14 protein-coding genes are annotated in these 16,597 nt (G+C 66.2%); 7 read left to right on the top strand and 7 right to left on the bottom strand.

What is annotated here, in order from left to right; all coding sequences use genetic code 11:
* The first annotated feature begins 308 nt into the window (after positions 1 to 308).
* Positions 309 to 965 carry a hypothetical protein gene (locus PIN01S_RS21960; protein ID WP_084338990.1) on the top strand — a complete coding sequence of 219 codons (657 nt, stop codon included), beginning with the start codon at positions 309 to 311 and terminating at the stop codon, positions 963 to 965.
* A gap of 128 nt (positions 966 to 1,093) precedes the next feature.
* Here PIN01S_RS21960 and pgi read toward each other — a convergent pair whose 3' ends face one another.
* The 3 genes from pgi to PIN01S_RS21945 form a co-directional block, all read right to left on the bottom strand.
* Entirely contained in the window at positions 1,094 to 2,758 is a 1,665-nt protein-coding gene (pgi, locus tag PIN01S_RS21955; RefSeq protein ID WP_084338988.1) for a glucose-6-phosphate isomerase, read from the bottom strand.
* A 38-nt stretch (positions 2,759 to 2,796) separates the two neighbouring features.
* On the bottom strand, positions 2,797 to 3,738 hold the full coding sequence (locus PIN01S_RS21950) for a carbohydrate kinase family protein (protein ID WP_084338986.1): 942 nt from the start codon (positions 3,736 to 3,738) through the stop codon (positions 2,797 to 2,799).
* 83 nt (positions 3,739 to 3,821) lie between these two features.
* Positions 3,822 to 5,414 (bottom strand): carbohydrate porin, encoded by a 1,593-nt coding sequence (locus PIN01S_RS21945; protein ID WP_084338985.1) that lies wholly within the window; start codon positions 5,412 to 5,414, stop codon positions 3,822 to 3,824.
* Between the two features lie 155 nt (positions 5,415 to 5,569).
* Here PIN01S_RS21945 and PIN01S_RS21940 point away from each other — a divergent pair, with 155 nt between their 5' ends.
* The 6 genes from PIN01S_RS21940 to PIN01S_RS21915 all read left to right on the top strand — a co-directional run bounded on the left by PIN01S_RS21940 (position 5,570) and on the right by PIN01S_RS21915 (position 12,402).
* Positions 5,570 to 6,844, top strand: a complete 1,275-nt coding sequence (locus PIN01S_RS21940) for an ABC transporter substrate-binding protein (RefSeq protein ID WP_084338984.1) — start codon at positions 5,570 to 5,572, stop codon at positions 6,842 to 6,844.
* Between the two features lie 17 nt (positions 6,845 to 6,861).
* The gene (locus PIN01S_RS21935; RefSeq protein WP_084338983.1) at positions 6,862 to 7,830 is read left to right on the top strand and encodes a carbohydrate ABC transporter permease; all 969 of its coding nucleotides are present in this window, start codon (positions 6,862 to 6,864) and stop codon (positions 7,828 to 7,830) included.
* Positions 7,827 to 8,669: a carbohydrate ABC transporter permease gene (locus PIN01S_RS21930; RefSeq protein ID WP_084338982.1), complete on the top strand. Its 843-nt coding sequence runs from the start codon at positions 7,827 to 7,829 to the stop codon at positions 8,667 to 8,669. The genes PIN01S_RS21935 and PIN01S_RS21930 overlap by 4 nt, the downstream gene beginning before the upstream one ends.
* Positions 8,670 to 8,694: 25 nt before the next feature.
* Positions 8,695 to 9,828 carry an ABC transporter ATP-binding protein gene (locus tag PIN01S_RS21925; RefSeq protein ID WP_084338981.1) on the top strand — a complete coding sequence of 378 codons (1,134 nt, stop codon included), beginning with the start codon at positions 8,695 to 8,697 and terminating at the stop codon, positions 9,826 to 9,828.
* Positions 9,825 to 11,333, top strand: coding sequence for a glycoside hydrolase family 32 protein (locus PIN01S_RS21920; RefSeq protein WP_090257266.1), 1,509 nt, complete (start codon positions 9,825 to 9,827; stop codon positions 11,331 to 11,333). The genes PIN01S_RS21925 and PIN01S_RS21920 overlap by 4 nt, the downstream gene beginning before the upstream one ends.
* 76 nt (positions 11,334 to 11,409) lie before the next feature.
* Positions 11,410 to 12,402 carry a LacI family DNA-binding transcriptional regulator gene (locus PIN01S_RS21915; RefSeq protein ID WP_084338977.1) on the top strand — a complete coding sequence of 331 codons (993 nt, stop codon included), beginning with the start codon at positions 11,410 to 11,412 and terminating at the stop codon, positions 12,400 to 12,402.
* A gap of 29 nt (positions 12,403 to 12,431) precedes the next feature.
* On the opposite strand, the gene PIN01S_RS21910 is transcribed toward PIN01S_RS21915, so the two are convergent.
* From PIN01S_RS21910 to PIN01S_RS21895, 4 genes are all read right to left on the bottom strand, one after another.
* On the bottom strand, positions 12,432 to 12,689 hold the full coding sequence (locus PIN01S_RS21910; protein WP_170837208.1) for a hypothetical protein: 258 nt from the start codon (positions 12,687 to 12,689) through the stop codon (positions 12,432 to 12,434).
* A gap of 89 nt (positions 12,690 to 12,778) precedes the next feature.
* On the bottom strand, positions 12,779 to 14,308 hold the full coding sequence (locus PIN01S_RS21905) for a SulP family inorganic anion transporter (protein ID WP_084338975.1): 1,530 nt from the start codon (positions 14,306 to 14,308) through the stop codon (positions 12,779 to 12,781).
* Between the two features lie 159 nt (positions 14,309 to 14,467).
* Positions 14,468 to 15,202 (bottom strand): carbonic anhydrase, encoded by a 735-nt coding sequence (locus tag PIN01S_RS21900; RefSeq protein ID WP_084338973.1) that lies wholly within the window; start codon positions 15,200 to 15,202, stop codon positions 14,468 to 14,470.
* A 331-nt stretch (positions 15,203 to 15,533) separates the two neighbouring features.
* On the bottom strand, positions 15,534 to 16,595 hold the full coding sequence (locus PIN01S_RS21895; RefSeq protein ID WP_084339018.1) for a PA0069 family radical SAM protein: 1,062 nt from the start codon (positions 16,593 to 16,595) through the stop codon (positions 15,534 to 15,536).
* Positions 16,596 to 16,597: the final 2 nt, after the last annotated feature.

Genomic DNA, 16,597 nt, shown 5'->3' with positions numbered 1-16,597 from the left:
GAAAGCTGACTTTAACTGCCGAAACCTCGGCCTGCCGGAGCGCAGTCGGGCTTCATCAGGTAGCGCCTTTCGAGTCGGAGTATAGACGGGGACTTTCGGCTGGCAACGCGTCCCGCGCTTTCCTCAACGGCCGCGAACGCCTGTGCTAAACGCCACGGACGGCGCGGGCCGCAGCGCAGAGCGGGAGCGCGGTTATAGCGACCTCGCATAACCGGGGAAAAATTATGACAATCGAGTCTTAGCTCGGCCGTCTCGCAAGCTAAGGTCTTTGTTCCACTTCTCGCAGTCGTCACCCCACAGGAGTCGTCATGAACACCGCCGCCTTGCGCGAGCTCATCCGCAACGCCCAGCAGCAGGAAACCGCCAGCGGCCAGCTCGCCGGCCAACTGGACGCCCAACTGGCCCACCTGCATCCGTCGATCCGCCTGCCGCGCAGCGGCGCGCGGGACCTGCTGGGGCGCTTCGTCTCGGCCTACATCGACCAGGTGCCGGACGTACTCGACGCCGCCAACAGCGTCGCCCGCGAAGCCGGCATCGAGGCGCAGATCAGGCCGGTGCTGAAGATCGCCGAGCAGTTCTTCCTGCACCCCCCGGCGGCGGTGACGGAGCACCCTGGCCTGGCCGGGCTGCTCGACGAGGCCTACCTGGCCCACCGCCTGGTGGAAGAAGTGAACGACCGCTACATCGCCCACCTCGGTCAGCCGCTGATCCCGCTGGATACCACCGTGGCCAACCTGATCGCCCACCAGTTGATCGGCGAGCCCTTCGCCAACCAACTGGACGAAGCGGTGCACCATGCCGTGGACAACTTGCTCGACGACACCACCTTCGCCCAGGCGTCGGTACAGGCCTACCGCGAACGCCTGAACGCTCCACAAACCGAAGCGGCCTGGAGACGCTGGCCCTGTCTGTCCCGGCAACTGGGGGTCGAACTGGTGCTGGACCAGTCGCGCGCGGCCGTTTGAGGCCACGCCCGCTCCGAGTCAGCGCAACCGTAATCTCCGCCATCACGGTCTTGGCCACTTCGACATGACGCAGCCGGGCCTTGACCGTTGGTATGCGCCGCGGCTCAGGCAGCGCCTTAGGGCACCCGTCAGCCGCGATGACGGCTGCGGAAGAAGTCGATCAAACCCTGGGTCGAGCCGTCTTCCGCAACGCCTTTCTCGCTGCCGACCAGCCGTGAATACACGTCCTGGCCCAGCTGCTTGCCGAGCTCGACGCCCCACTGGTCGAAGGCGTTGATGCCCCAGATCGCGCTCTGGGCGAACACCTTGTGCTCGTACAGCGCGATCAACGCACCCAAGCGCCTGGGGCTGACCCGTTCGAGCACCAGGGTGTTGCTCGGCCGGTTGCCGGGAATGACCTTGTGCGGCGCCAGGCGCTGCACAAGGTCTTCGTCGAGACCCGCGGCACGCAACTCGGCTTCGGCCTCCGCGCGGGATTTGCCGAGCATCAGCGCCTGGCTCTGCGACAGGCAGTTGGCGAACAGCCACTGGTGATGATCGGCGACCGGGTTGTAGCTGCTCACCGGCACGATGAAGTCCGCCGGGATCAGCGGGGTGCCCTGATGCAGGAGCTGGTGGTAGGCGTGCTGGCCGTTGCAGCCCACGCCGCCCCAGATCACCGGGCCGGTGCCGGTGGTCACCGGGCTGCCGTCCTGGCGCACGCATTTGCCGTTGGACTCCATATCGAGCTGCTGCAGGTGCTTGGTGATGTTCCTCAGGTAATGGTCGTAGGGCAGGATGGCGTGGCTCTGCGCGCCCCAGAAGTTGCCGTACCAGACGCCGAGAAGGGCCAGCAGCACCGGCATGTTGCGTTCGAAGGGCGCGCTCTGGAAGTGCTGGTCCATGCGGTAGGCGCCGGCCAGCAACTCCTTGAAGTTGGAGATGCCGATCGACATGGCGATGGGTAGGCCAATCGCCGACCACAGCGAATAGCGCCCACCGACCCAGTCCCACATCGGCAGGATGTTCTCCTCGCGAATACCGAACGCCAGCGCCGCCTGGGTGTTGCTCGATACGGCCATGAAATGCCGGTGCAATTCACCCTCGCTGCCGCCCTGGGCCAGGTACCAGCGGCGCACGGCCTGGGCGTTCTTCAGGGTTTCCAGGGTGTTGAAGGACTTCGAGGAAACGATGAACAGGGTGGTTTCGGCGCGCAGCTTGGCCGCCAGTTCGTGGAACGAGCTGCCGTCGATATTGGCCAGGTAATGGCAGCGCACACCGCGCTGGGCGAACGGCAGCAGGGCCTCGGAGACCAGTTGCGGGCCAAGGAAGGAACCGCCGATACCGATATTCACCACATCAGTGATCGGTTTTTCCGTGTAGCCGCGCCAGAGGCCGTCGTGCACCCGCCCCACCAGCTCGCTCATGCGGTTGAGCACGCGCTGCACCTCGGGCATCACGTCCACGCCATCGACCAGCACCTTATCGCCGATCGGCCGGCGCAATGCCGTGTGCAAGGCCGGGCGATTTTCCGAGGCGTTGACCAGGGCGCCATCGAACAACCCCTCGATCGCCTGCTGCAGGCCCGCCTCCATGGCCAGGCCGACCAGCAGTTCGCGAGTGCGGGTATCGATCAGGTTCTTCGAGTAATCGAGAAGCAACCCGCAGTCGTTCAGCGAGAACTCGGCGAAGCGCTGGGGATCTCCGGCGAAGGCCTGGCGCAGACTGAAATCGGCCAGCTTTTCGCGATGCGCGGCGAGGGCCTGCCAACTGGCCAGGCGGGTGACGTCGGATGATGAAGGAGAGTGCGGCATAACGGCTCCTGCGGACAAGGGATACGCGGCTGGGTAATTCAGAGTGCGTCGAGTTCATGCCAATACGGCAGGTCCGGACCGACCCGCGAACAGGTCAGCGCGGCGGCCCGGATCGCCAGCTCGAGCATGCCGTCGAGCTGCTCGCGGGATATGTCGGCCAAGCCCTGCGCGCTGTCCAGGCCATGGCGGGCCAGGTAGGCGAGCAGCGCGGCCTGGAAGGTGTCGCCGGCACCGACAGTGTCGCGGGTCTGCACCGCCTGGGCCGGTACCGACCAGTGGCCGTGCCGGCGACTGTGCACGCTGGCGCCGTCGCCGCCATGGGTGAGGAACACCAGTTGGCAGCGCTCGCCGAGCCACTGGCGGGCGACGTCCTGGGGATCGCGCTCTGGGTAGAGCAAGCCCAGGTCCTCCTCGCTGACCTTGATCAGGTGGGCGTGGGCGGAGAAGGCTTCGATACGCCGACGCCACAGCTGGATATCCGGCTCGACGTTGAGCCGCACGTTGGGGTCCAGGCTGATCAGGCGCCGATCGCTTTCCCGGCCGACCAGCTCGAACAGGGTATCGGCGATCGGCGTCACCACCAGGGAATAGGAGCCGACATGCAGGCCGCGCACTCGCGCATCCAGCTCCGGCAGGTGCTCGCGGCGCAGCAGGCGGTCGGCGCAGCCCTCGCCGCGGAAACCGTACTGCGGCGAACCCTGGGCATCGACACCGACCATGGCCAAGGTGGTGGGTGCGTCGCTGGAGACCAGGTAATCGCCGTTCACTCCCTCCTCGGCCAGCACCTGGCGCAAGCGGACACCGAGGTAATCGGTGGAGAGCCCGCCGAACAGCGCCGAAGCGACACCCAGGCGGCGCAGGCCGACCGCGACATTGAAGGGGGAGCCACCGGCCAGCGCCTTGAACGCCAGCTCGCTGCTGCGCACGCCGGGCGCCAGACTGAAGAAATCGAACAGGGCTTCGCCGCATACCAGGTACATGGGATGTCTCCACATCGACAGATCATTGAAAGACTGCTGCGCTCGGCCCGGACCCTTTGCGCCGTCCATGGCGCCACGGCCGGTTAGAACCAGGTTTCCATTTGCACGCCGAATTGCCAGAGGCCACCGGCCTGGAAGCCCTCCTCGCCGAAAGCATCGGAGGTGCTGTAGTTATCCAGGTCGGACGACCAGTCCATGAGGCTGGCGAACACCCGCAGTTCGGGGCGGGTGAAGAAGTCGCCCATGTCCGGCTTGAACGTGGGGGCCACGGTCAGTTTCCAGAAGTCGCCATCGACCGCATTGCGCTGCCGATAGCCCTTGGGGTTGAGGTCCATGGTTTGCCAGCTCATTTCGTAGACCATCTCGAAGTTGCTGCTGATTTCCTTGGCCAGACGCAGGTTGAGGGTCAGCCAGCGGTAATCGTCGCCGTCGACGTATCTGTCCCGGCTCTGCTCGGCCAGCAAGCTGGGGCCGATACGCCAGCCACGGGCCAGGGGCGTCTGGCCATAGAGCGCCAGGCGCAGGGCTCGGGCATCGTCGAGCAGTTCGCCGTCCGAGCCCAGGTTCTTGACCTCCGCACCGAGGCCCTGGCCGTAGAGCAAGGCTGTCTTGAAGAAGCCCTCGCGACCGAAGAAGTCCTTCTGGTGATAGGCCAGCATGCTATGCACGCCGGATTCGGCAGGGGTCAGCCCGGCGGCGTTGCTGCGGCTTTCGTTCTTGTTCGAGCCAATGGCATTGACCATCCACTGCCAGCGGTCTTCGGCGAAGAACTGGTTGGCGGTGAGGATGTAGCTTTCCACGTCGGCGTCACCGCCGCTGGCGCTGAAGTCACCGTAGTCGCGACCCATCAAGGAGAAGTTGGAGCGCCAGTTGTCGCCGAGCTGCACATCGTAGATGCCGCCGCCGGTACCGGCGAGATAAACCACATCCGAGTCCAGCCAGTGGATGTCGAAGGTGTCCCGGTCGTAGCGCTTGCCGGCCCACAGGGTGGCGTTTTCCAGCATGGGGTTACCCTTGAACGCCGCGATATGGTCGAGGGCGGCAAATGCCTGGCGCACGTTCAGGCTGCTTTCTTCGGCCGTCCAGTCGTTGGAGCTTTCCACCCCATCGGCGATCGAAACGGTGAATTTCGAGCGGGTGCCATTCTGCGCGTAGGCCTCTTTCGACAGGTCGATGCGCATGTAGGTGTCGTCTTCGTTGCCGAGCCGCCCGACAGCGCCGCCGACCGAGCCGGCCGGCGTGACATAGGGGCCGCCACGTCCGCCACTCAGCTCTTCGTTGATCAGCAACCCGGAACGGGCATAGCCGTTGAAACTGAAACCATCGGTGAGTTTGCTGGGGTTCTTGGTCTCGCTGCGGCCCAGCTTTTCTAGGGCCTCCTGGCGGGCTTCGACTTGCGCCAGGCGGGCGTCCAGAGCCGGAGCCAGGGTCGCGGCCTGCGCGGCAGGGGAGGAGGCGGAAAGATCGGGGCGCTCGCCTTTGAGGCGCTGCAGTTCCAGGGCGATGGCCTGGGCCTGTCGTTCGGCGGCGGAGGCGCGCATTTCAGCCGCGCTGGCCCTGGCTTCCAGCGCAGCTAGGCGCTCTTCCAGGGTCATGGGGGCGGCGGCCTGAGCCAGCGGGGCGAGCGGCCAGGCGCCGAGCAATCCGGCCAGTAGCCAGGGTGAGGCATGCTGCATGGTTTTTCCTCTTTTGTTTTTATTCTGTGCACCAACCGTGGGGCTTGGTCCGGCGGTCGGCAAAACCAGGGAAATGAGGTGTACATCTCAAGATGCACTGCTATATTAGCGATGTTAACGTTATCTTCAACAAAAATAAAAATGAAGGAGTTCTTATGCAACGACTCAAAGCAATTCTTCCCACTGCCTTGCTGGCGCTCTGCGGCGGCCTGCCAGCCTTGGCCGGCGCGGCCAACCTGACCATTTCCTGCGGCGCCGTGGGCGCTGAGTTGCAGTTGTGCAAGGAAGCCGTCGAGGCTTGGTCGCAGCAGACCGGGCACAAGGTCGAGGTGGTGTCGACGCCCAATTCGGCGACCGAGCGCCTGTCGTTCTATCAGCAGATCCTCAGTGCTCAATCTGCCGACATCGACATCATCCAGATCGACGTGGTCTGGCCGGGGATGCTGGCCAATCACCTGCTGGATCTGCGCGAGGTGCTTCCAGAGAACGCCACCCAGGGCTATTTCCAGGCGCAACTGGACAACGCCACCGTCGACGGGCGCCTGGTGAGCATGCCTTGGTTCACCGACTCGGGCCTGCTGTACTACCGCCAGGACCTGCTGGAGAAGTACGCCAAACCGGTACCGCAGACCTGGGACGAGCTGACTGCCACCGCGCGCGCCATCCAGCAGGCCGAGCGCGACGCCGGCAACGCCAACCTGTGGGGTTATGTGTTTCAGGGCCGCGCCTACGAGGGCCTGACCTGCAACGCCCTGGAGTGGATCGGCAGCCAGCCGGGCGGCAGCCTGATCGACGCCCAGGGCGAGATCCGGGTCGACAGCCCGGCCACGCGTACGGCCTTGAGCCTGGCCAAGAGCTGGGTGGGCGACATTTCTCCACGCGGCGTGCTCAATTACACCGAAGAAGAAGGGCGCGGCGTGTTCCAGTCCGGCAATGCGCTGTTCATGCGCAACTGGCCCTATGCCTGGGCCCTGGTGCAGAGCCCGGACAGCGCCATAAAAGGCAAGGTCGGGATTGCCCCGCTGCCCAAGGGCGGCGAGGCCGGCATGCACGCCTCCACCCTCGGCGGCTGGGGCCTGTCGGTGTCGCGCTACAGTGCCGAACCCAAGCTCGCCGCAGAGCTGGTGGCCTACCTGACCAGCGCCCAGCAGCAGAAGCGCCGCGCCCTGATCGGGGCATACAACCCGGTCATCGAGTCGCTCTACGAAGATCCCGACCTGCTCGCGGCCATGCCGCACTACAGCCAACTGCGCAGCATCCTGGCCGACGGCGTGATGCGCCCTGCGGCGATCACCGCCGACCGCTACCCACGGGTTTCCAATGCACTGTTCGATCGCGTGCACGGCGTGCTCTCCGGCGAGGCCAGCGTCGACCAGGCGGTGACCGAGCTGGGCAGCGACCTCAAGCGCATCAAGCGCCGCCACTGGTAAACAACCAAGGAACCGCCATGACCACCTCTATCTCCCGGGCTCAGTCGTTTTACGACGAGCCCCTGCCGATCAAGGAAACGCCCGTGCAGCGCCGTCGCATATGCGCCGCCTGGCTGTTCCTGACGCCGATGCTGCTGTGCCTGCTGCTGGTGGCCGGCTGGCCATTGCTGCGCACTTTCTGGTTCAGCCTGACCGATACCAGCCTGAGCGACACCGGCGCCGGTGCCTTCGTCGGACTGAGCAACTACCTGGCGCGCGATGGCGATGGCTGGTCGGGCATCCTGGTCGATCCGCTGTGGTGGAACGCGGTGCGCAACACCCTGCACTTCACCGCGGTGTCGGTCAGCCTGGAGATCATGCTGGGCCTGGCGGTGGCCCTGCTGCTCAACGTGCGGTTCGCCGGCCGGGCCCTGGTGCGCGCGATGATTCTGATCCCCTGGGCGATTCCCACCATCGTCTCGGCGAAGATCTGGGCGTGGATGCTCAACGACCAGTTCGGCATCCTCAATCACCTGCTGCTCGGCCTGGGCCTGATCGACGCGCCCCTGGCCTGGACCGCCGACGCCAGCCTGTCGATGTGGGCGGTGATCATGGTCGATGTGTGGAAGACCGTGCCCTTCGTCGCACTGCTGATGCTGGCCGCCCTGCAGATGCTGCCGGGCGATTGCTATGAGGCGGCCCGGGTCGACGGCATCCACCCGCTGAAGGTGTTCTGGCGGGTCACCCTGCCGCTGCTGATGCCGGCGCTGCTGGTCGCGGCGATCTTCCGCATCCTCGATTCGCTGCGGGTATTCGATGTCATCTACGTGCTGACCTCGAACTCGTCATCGACCATGAGTATGTCGATCTACGCCCGCCAGCAACTGGTGGAGTTCCAGGACGTCGGCTACGGCAGCGCTGCCTCGACCCTGCTGTTCCTGATCGTCGCGGTGATCGCCGTGTTCTATCTCTACCTCGGTCGCCGCCAGATGGAGGTGCGCCCATGAGCCCGCGTCCGTTCAAGAAAGCGCTGCTACGCCTGGGTTTCTACGGCGCGATCGGCGTGTTGCTGCTGTATGCGGTCTTCCCCTTCTACTACGCCGTACTGACCTCGCTGAAGCCGTCCAGCGCCTTGTTCCAGGTGAGCTACTGGACCGATAAGGCGGACCTCTCCAATTACGCCGCGGTGCTGCAACAGGCGTCCTTCGTGCAAGCCATCGGCAACTCGGTGTTCGTCGCCGTCTGCGTGGTGGCGCTGGCGCTGTTCCTCAGCCTGACCGCTGCCTATGCCCTGGGTCGGGTCAAGTTTCGCGGCCGTGCCACGGTACTGCTGCTGGTCCTGGGCGTGTCGATGTTCCCGCAGGTCGCGGTGCTCTCCGGGCTGTTCGAGGTGATCCGCGCTCTCGGCCTGTACAACAGCGCCTGGGCGCTGATCCTCAGCTACACCATCTTCACCCTGCCATTCACCGTCTGGGTGCTGACTACCTTCATCGGGCAACTGCCCGGCGAACTGGAGGAGGCGGCGATCATGGACGGCGCCTCGCCCTGGGTGGCGCTCACCCGGGTGCTGCTGCCGCTGCTCTGGCCGGCGCTGGTGACCACCGGCCTGCTGGCGTTCATCGCCGCCTGGAACGAGTTCCTCTTCGCCCTGACCTTCACCCTGACCGACCAGCAGCGCACGGTGCCGGTGGCCATCGCGCTGATTTCCGGTGGCAGCCAGCACGAGCTGCCCTGGGGCCTGCTGATGGCGGCCTCGGTCATGGTCACCGTGCCGCTGGTACTGCTGGTACTGGTGTTCCAGCGGCGCATCGTGTCCGGCCTCACCACCGGCGCGCTCAAGGGCTAAGCCCACAAGAACAAGGAATCACAGCATGAGCAAGTTGCAACTCGACAATGTGAACAAGCAACTGGGCGGCCTGCGCATCCTGCGCGACATCAGCCTGGAGATCGCCAGCGGCGAATTCGTGGTGTTCGTCGGCCCCTCGGGCTGCGGCAAGTCGACCCTACTGCGGCTGATCGCCGGTCTGGAGTCGATCTGCGCCGGCGACCTGCTGATCGACGGGCGCCGGGTCAACGACCTGGAACCGCGCGAGCGCGGGGTCGGCATGGTGTTCCAGTCCTACGCGCTGTACCCGCACATGAGCGTGTACGACAACATCGGCTTCGGCCTCAAGCTGGCCAAGACCGATAAGCGCAGCCTGCGCGAGCGGGTGCTGGAAACCGCACGCATCCTGCAACTGGACAAACTCCTGCAGCGCAAGCCGAAGGAGCTGTCCGGCGGCCAGCGCCAGCGCGTGGCCATGGGCCGGGCGATGGCGCGCGAGCCGGACATCCTGTTGTTCGACGAACCGCTGTCCAACCTCGACGCGGCCCTGCGCGTGCAGATGCGCAACGAGATCGCCCGCCTGCATGATCGTCTGGGCACCACCATGATCTACGTGACCCACGACCAGGTCGAGGCGATGACCCTGGCCGACAAGATCGTCGTGCTCAATGCCGGGCGCATCGAACAGGTCGGCACCCCGCGCGAACTCTACGAGCGGCCGGCGAGCCGCTTCGTCGCCGGTTTCCTCGGTTCGCCGCGGATGAATTTTCTCCCGGCGCGCCTGCTCGCCCCCGGCCCGCAGAGCCTGATCGAAACGCCGGCGCTCGGCCGCCTGACGGCCCTGACTTTCGACAGCAGCGCACTGGCAGCCGACAGCCCGCTGAGCCTGGGCGTGCGCCCCGAGCATCTGGCGCTGCAGGCGGCACCGGGCAGCGCCGGATTGGTCGTGACCGGGGTCGAATACCTGGGCTGCGAAACCTATGTGCACCTCGATGTCGGGGAGGACGAGCCGCTAATCTGCCGCTGCCAGACGAACGCCCCCTGGCGCGTCGGCGACCGTGTCGAGGTGCTGGCGGACGCCGGCAACCTGCACCTGTTCGACGTCGAGGGAGCGGCCCTGCCGCGCCGCCCCGCGCCCGACGCCGCATCTCCGCGTGCCCTGGCCCAGGGCTATGCATGACCAACTCCATCAATCCAATGAGCCATTGCATGCCTGTTTCCCCCGACCTCGCCCAGCGCGCGCTGAACGAGGGTAACGCACGCCTCGTGCACGACTATCGTCCCGCCTACCACCTCGCCCCCCGGGCCGGCTGGATGAACGACCCGAACGGCGTGGTGTATTTCCGTGGCGAATACCATGTGTTCTACCAGCACCACCCGTTCGACCCGAATTGGGGTCCGATGTACTGGGGGCACGCCAAGAGCCGCGACCTCGTGCACTGGCAGCACCTGCCCATCGCCCTCGCGCCGGGCGATGAATTCGATCGTCACGGCTGCTTCTCCGGCAGCGCCGTGGTCTGCGGCGACCGCTTAGCGCTGCTCTACACCGGGCATACCTGGCTGGGTGAGGTGGGCGACGAGCGCGCCATCCGCCAGGTCCAGTGCCTGGCCACCAGCGACGACGGCGTGCACTTCGCCAAGCAGGGCGTGGTCATCGACGCCGCCCCGGATGCCGCCATCATGCATTTTCGCGACCCTAAGGTCTGGCGCGAAGGCGAGCACTGGTACCTGATCGCCGGCGCGCGCCTGGGCGACCAGCCGCTGCTGCCGCTGTACCGCTCCAGCGACCTGCGCACCTGGGAATTCCTCGACTATGCGAGCCGCGGCGGCGAGGGCGACGGCTATATGTGGGAGTGCCCGGACCTGTTCCGCCTGGACGGCCAGGACGTGCTGCTCTACTCCCCCCAGGGCATGCAGCCGGATGGCTTCGAACGGCTGAACAAGTACCAGACCGGCTACCGCGTCGGTCACCTCGGCAGCGACTGGCGCTTCGACGGCGGGCCCTTCATCGAACTGGATAACGGTCACGACTTCTACGCCGCGCAGACCCTGCTGGCCGCCGACGGCCGCCGCCTGGCCTGGGCCTGGCTGGACATGTGGGACAGCCCCATGCCGAGCAAGGCCCACCACTGGTGCGGCATGCTCGGGTTGCCGCGCGAACTGCAGTTGCGCGACGGCCGCCTGTGCAGCCAGCCCGCGCGCGAACTGACGGCCCTACGCCAGCAAGCCCTGCTGGCGCAGGGCACGGCCTGGTGGGACGGACAGGGCACGCAGCCGGTACCGCAGGTAGGCGGCGACCTGCTGGAACTGGAGGTGCACTGGGACCTGGCCGGCTGCGCCGACGGCAGGCTGGGCATCGCCCTGCGCTGCAGCGCCGACGGGCGCGAGGAAACCCTGCTCTACTACGACGCCCAACTGCAGCGTCTGGTGCTCGACCGCAGCCGCTCGGGTGCGGGCGTCGACGGCCAGCGCAGCGTAGCCCTGGCGCCCAGCCGGGAAGCGCTGCTACTGCGGATATTCCTCGACCGCTCCTCCATCGAGGTATTCGCCGCAGACGGCAGCTTCAGCCTCAGCAGCCGCATCTATCCGCGCCCGGACAGCCTCGGGGTGAAGCTGTTCGGCAGCGCCGACGGCGGACGGGTGGCGATCCGCAACGCCTGGCGCCTCGGCTGCGGCTGGCTCTGAAGCACACGCCGGCGCAGTCGCGACAGGCGTCGGCGCTGTGTCATGATTCATCGCCCACCCTGTCCGGTAGCCCTGCATGACTACAGTGAAAGATGTCGCCCGGCTGGCCGGCGTTTCCCTGATGACGGTCTCGCGGGCGCTCAACAATCCCGAGAAGTTGAGCCCCGAGACCTACCAGCGGGTGCGCCGCGCCATCGACGAGCTGCAATTCGTGCCCAGCATGTCGGCGCGCAAGATTCGCGGCGACAACCTGCTGACCCGCACCATCGGGGTGTTCGCCCTGGACACCGCAACCACCCCGTTCGCCGTCGAGCTGCTGCTGTCCATCGAACGGACCGCGCAGCAGGCCGGCTGGAACGTGTTCGTGCTCAACCTGCTCAGCGATCCACCCAGCGAGCAGAGCGTCGACCTGATGCTCTCGCACCGTCCCGACGGCCTGATCTTCAGCGCCATGGGGCTGCGCCGGGTAAGCATCCCCGAACGCCTGAAGAGCAAACCGCTGGTGCTGGCCAACTGTTTGGCCGAGGACCGTGGCCTGACCAGCTACGTCCCGGACGACGAAAGCGGCCAGTACCGCGCCGTGCAGCACGCCTTACACCAGGGCTACCGCCGCCCGCTGTGCATCAACCTGCCGAGCCAGAGCCTGGCCTGGGGGCTGCGCCAGAAGGGCATGCAACGGGCCTTTGCCGAGGCCGGCCTGCCGCCCTCGGCGCTGTTGCAGTACGACCTCTCGACCCATGACGCCTATGACGAAACGCCGGGTATCCTCGAGCGACACATCGTCGAGGGTCGGCCGCAGTTCGACATCCTGATCTGCGGCAACGACCGCATCGCCTTCTGCGCGTACCAGGTGCTGCTGGCCCGCGGCCTGAAAATCCCCGGCGATGTCGCGGTGCTCGGCTACGACAACATGATCGGCATCGCCGAACTGTTCCTGCCGCCCCTGACCACGGTGCAGCTGCCCTACTACGAGATCGGCCAGCGCGCCGCGCGCCACTTGATCGATGCGCTCGAAACCCCCGGTCCCCAGTTAGTGGACTGTCCGCTGGTCATCCGCGCATCGCTTTGAGCGCCCGCTCGGCAGCGCGTGGATGGATATCAGGGCTCTGCCAACCGGGTCTGGTCCGGATCGTTCTTCTTCACGCCCCGGATGTTCAGCACGGCCAGGCAGACCTGCAGGGCGATCAACGCCCAGGCCGAGGCATACCAGCCCCAGATCACCCAGAGCACGTTGCTCAGCAGGAAACACCAGAAGCCCCAGGTACGCCGGCGCTTGTTCAGCGAGCCGATCAGCCAGGCGGCGATCACCGTGGCCAGCATGGCCGGCCATTGCAGCAGGTCGAGAAAGGTCTCCACGGCACCTCCAGACAGGGCCGCCCGTCTCTCGATGACGGGCGGCCGCTTCCCTCTGGATTGGGGCCTGGCGCAGCGGATTAGTTCCGTTCTCAGGCGCCCAGGGCCAGGCGCCGGCGGCGACCTTCCAGCCGTCGTTTCAGGGCGTGCTGCTCGATGATCAGGCGTGCCCCGCTGGCCCGATGGGCGCGCTGCCACTCATCCAGCAGCTCCATGCAGGCATGGTCGATGTAGCTCAGGCGATCCAGCGGCACGTGCAGGTGACAGTCCGGCTGTACCGATTCCAGCGCCTTGGCCAGTTGCGGCACCTTGAGGAAGGTCGCCGCGCCGATCATGCGCAGTTCCGCGTGGCGGCTGCCTTCTTCCTGGACCAGGTTGATCTTCAGCCGCGACGCGCGCCAGGCGAGCTGGGCCAGGGTCAGGGCGAAGCCGATCAACACGCCGGTGAGCAGGTCGGTGGAAACGATCGCCAGGGCCGTGGCGGCGTAGATGAACATCGCCATGCGGCCATAGCGTCCGAGGTAGCGCAACGCCTTGATATCGACCAGCTTGATCCCGGTATAGACCAGCACCGCCGCCAGGGCCGCCACCGGAATCTGCTCCAGCAAGCCGGCGAGCAGCACCACCGAGGCCAGCAGCCAGACCGCATGGAGCATGGCGGACAGCCGGGTACGGGCGCCGGCCTGGACGTTCGCCGAACTGCGCACGATCACCCCAGTCATCGGCAAGGCGCCGAGCAGGCCGCAGAGCATGTTGCCGATACCCTGGGCTGACAGCTCGCGGTCGAAATCCGCACGCGGCCCCTGGTGCATGCGATCCACCGCGGCAGCGGACAGCAGCGTCTCGGCGCTGGCGATGAAAGCCACCGCCAACGCGGCGATGAGAATGCCCGGCTCGGCCAGGCTCAGCAGGTCGCCAGGCCGCAGCCAGTCGATGGCCTCGCCGAGGTTGGCCGGCACCTCGACCCGGCGCACATCGAGCCCCATCCATAGGCCGACCAGGGTCGCTGCCGCCACCCCGAGCAGCGCGCCCGGCAACAGGCGCAGGCGACTGGGACGGAAGCGATCCCACAGCGCCATCAGGCCGATGGTCAGCAGGCCCAGCAGCCCGGCGGCGAACCCGTCCCCCGCACCGATCAACGGCAGCGCCTCGCGCAGGGCGGCGGGGAACGCCTGCAGGTTGTCCAGGCCGGAAGCCTGGGGAGACGCATCCAGCATCACGTGGAGCTGGGACAGCACGATCAGCACGCCGATGCCGGCGAGCATGCCGTACACCACCGCCGGCGCGGTGACGCGGAACCAGCAGCCGAGGCGCAATCGCCCGGCCAGCAACTGGATCGCACCGGCGAGCAGGAGGATCGGCCCGAGCATGGCAGCGCCGTATTGCTGCACCAGCTCGAAGACCAGCACGGTCAGACCGGCGGCCGGCCCACTGACCTGCAACGGCGCGCCGGCCAGGAAGCCGACCACCAGACCGCCGACAATACCAGTGATCAACCCCTTGGCCGGCGGCAGACCCGAGGCGATGGCGATGCCCATGCACAGCGGCAGGGCGACGAGAAAGACCACCACGGACGCCAGGGCGTCCCGTGGCAGCGTGGATTTCAGGGTTTCGACAGACATGGCGCTGTCTCCTCACAAAAAGTCGGCACGTGATTCGCCGCGACGCGGAGCGCAAGGCTCGGCATCGGGCGTCGAAGGCAGTGAAGAAAAGATCAGGTGACCGGCAATGCGATCGGCAGCGGTGTGATTGTTGTCAGCTGCCGCCCATGCGGCAGGCGGTCACTGCTGGTAGCGCGGTCTGGGTGTCGCCAGGGGCACCGGCCCCTCGCCATCAAGCGGGCGGAAGGCACCGAGCTCGGCGTCGTAGGCTTTGATCTCGCTGGTTTCGATGCAATAGACCCAGCCGTGGATAAACAACTGGCCGCTGGCGATGCGCGAGGCCACCGAAGGGTGGGTACGGAGATGGTCGAGCTGCGCCACCACGTTCTCTTCGGTCAGCACGTCCAGCGTTTCCTGGTCGCCGCAGCAATGGCAGTTCTCCGCCACCACCGTCTTGGCCACCTCGCAATGCCGCAGCCAGGCCTTGACGGTGGGCATGCGCTCGAGGGTCTGCGGGTCCATCACCGCCCTCATGGCGCCGCAGTCGGAGTGACCGCAGACGATCACGTGGTGCACGCCCAGCGCCATCACCGCGTACTCGATGGCCGTGGACACGCCACCGTTCATCTGTCCGTAGGGCGGTACGACGTTGCCGACGTTGCGAGTGACGAACAGATCGCCCGGCGAACTCTGGGTGATCAATTCGGGGACGATGCGCGAATCCGCGCAAGTGATGAACATGGCGCGCGGCCGCTGGGCGTTGGCCAGTTTCCGGAACAGCTCCTCCTGCTGCGGGAAGACTTCATGCCGGAAACGCTGGAAGCCTTCGACGATATGCCGCAGCGCCTCCTCCGCACCCTCCGCCTGGGGCAATACACCGGTGGGCTCGGGTCGAGTGGGTTCGCGATCGTTCATTTTTTCGGACCTCCATGGACGAATGAGACAAGTTTCGCATTTTCGAACCTGACGAGAGCTGGACGGCAGGCTGTGACCCTGTGGTCACATCGTTCGCAAGGCTAAGCCAAAAAACTTAAGTGAAACTGAATCGGACCGCTCTAGGACGGGCATTACGGGAAGGCACATGGCCATTCCCGCACAGCCCCTGCGGGTGGCGAAATGGCATTCTCCAGCGGCTATCGCCAGCAGAGCTGGCTCCTACGAGGACGAAGGAGATGATTCATCCAGGGCTAAAAGTGTAGGGGCGAATTCATTCGCCCATCGAAGCCTCGCGACCCTCGCCAGAACCTCACAACAACGACATCTGCCCACCCGGCGGGGCGAAGCGGCTGCAATCCAGGGGACCGTAGTCGCGGCGATTGAGGCCGAGCCGGCGGATGGCGATCTGGAAACGCTGCGCCAGCAGGTCGGCATAGATGCCTTCGCCGCGCATGCGGGTACCGAAGCGGCTGTCGTAGTTCTTGCCGCCCCGGCACTGGCGGATCAGGCTCATCACGTGCTCGGCGCGGTCGGGGAAATGCGCCCGCAGCCATTCCTCGAACAGCTCGGCGATTTCATGAGGCAGGCGGATCAGCACGTAGCCGGCCGAACGGGCGCCGGTGTCGCGCGCGGCCTCCAGCATGCGCTCCAGCTCCATGTCGTTGATCATCGGGATGATCGGCGCGCACAGCACGTTCACCGGCACACCGTTCTCATGCAGCACGCGTAGCGTCCGCAGGCGGGCCGACGGCGAGGCGGTGCGGGGCTCCATGATGCGTTTCAGTTCGTCGTCCAGGGTGGTCAGGCTCAATGCCACACTGACCAGCCGTTGTTCGGCCAGTTGGCTGAGCAGGTCGAGGTCGCGCAGGATCAGCGAACTCTTGGTGATGATGTGCACCGGATGGCGGTAGCGCAGCAGCACCTCCAGCGCGCCGCGGGTCAGGCGTTGCTCCCGTTCGATCGGCTGGTAGGCGTCAGTGTTGATGCCCAGGGCGATGGGCTGCGGCACGTAGCCCGGCTTGCTCAGTTCCTGTTCGAGGGAAGCGACGAGGTTGGTCTTGGCGATCAGCCGGGTCTCGAAATCGATCCCCGGCGACATGTCCCAGTACGCATGACTGGGCCGCGCGAAGCAGTAGATGCAGCCATGTTCACAGCCCCGATAAGGATTCACCGAACGGTCGAAACCCACGTCCGGCGACTTGTTGCGGGTGATCACCGTCTTCGCCGTCTCGCTGCGCACCTCGGTGGCGCGGCAGGGCGGGACTTCCTGGAACCAGCCGTCGTCGTAGGCTTCGGCGCGGGTCGGGGCGAAACGGTTGTGGGGATTGCTGGCCGTGCCGCGGCCACGCGGGGGAAGGGTTGGATAGGACATGG

The sequence above is a fragment of the Pseudomonas indica NBRC 103045 genome (genome assembly GCF_002091635.1).
GTDB lineage: Bacteria > Pseudomonadota > Gammaproteobacteria > Pseudomonadales > Pseudomonadaceae > Pseudomonas_M > Pseudomonas_M indica.
The sequence above is the reverse complement of the archived record's forward strand: the minus strand, read 5'-3'. Positions and strand labels throughout refer to the sequence as shown.

Bases quoted from the DNA above. Each gene is read 5' to 3' on its own strand.
- PIN01S_RS21960 (WP_084338990.1), top strand. From the start codon at position 309: ATGAACACCGCCGCCTTGCGCGAGCTCATCCGCAACGCCCAGCAGCAG.
- pgi (WP_084338988.1), bottom strand. From the start codon at position 2,758: ATGCCGCACTCTCCTTCATCATCCGACGTCACCCGCCTGGCCAGTTGG.
- PIN01S_RS21950 (WP_084338986.1), bottom strand. From the start codon at position 3,738: ATGTACCTGGTATGCGGCGAAGCCCTGTTCGATTTCTTCAGTCTGGCG.
- PIN01S_RS21945 (WP_084338985.1), bottom strand. From the start codon at position 5,414: ATGCAGCATGCCTCACCCTGGCTACTGGCCGGATTGCTCGGCGCCTGG.
- PIN01S_RS21940 (WP_084338984.1), top strand. From the start codon at position 5,570: ATGCAACGACTCAAAGCAATTCTTCCCACTGCCTTGCTGGCGCTCTGC.
- PIN01S_RS21935 (WP_084338983.1), top strand. From the start codon at position 6,862: ATGACCACCTCTATCTCCCGGGCTCAGTCGTTTTACGACGAGCCCCTG.
- PIN01S_RS21930 (WP_084338982.1), top strand. From the start codon at position 7,827: ATGAGCCCGCGTCCGTTCAAGAAAGCGCTGCTACGCCTGGGTTTCTAC.
- PIN01S_RS21925 (WP_084338981.1), top strand. From the start codon at position 8,695: ATGAGCAAGTTGCAACTCGACAATGTGAACAAGCAACTGGGCGGCCTG.
- PIN01S_RS21920 (WP_090257266.1), top strand. From the start codon at position 9,825: ATGACCAACTCCATCAATCCAATGAGCCATTGCATGCCTGTTTCCCCC.
- PIN01S_RS21915 (WP_084338977.1), top strand. From the start codon at position 11,410: ATGACTACAGTGAAAGATGTCGCCCGGCTGGCCGGCGTTTCCCTGATG.
- PIN01S_RS21905 (WP_084338975.1), bottom strand. From the start codon at position 14,308: ATGTCTGTCGAAACCCTGAAATCCACGCTGCCACGGGACGCCCTGGCG.
- PIN01S_RS21900 (WP_084338973.1), bottom strand. From the start codon at position 15,202: ATGAACGATCGCGAACCCACTCGACCCGAGCCCACCGGTGTATTGCCC.
- PIN01S_RS21895 (WP_084339018.1), bottom strand. From the start codon at position 16,595: ATGTCCTATCCAACCCTTCCCCCGCGTGGCCGCGGCACGGCCAGCAAT.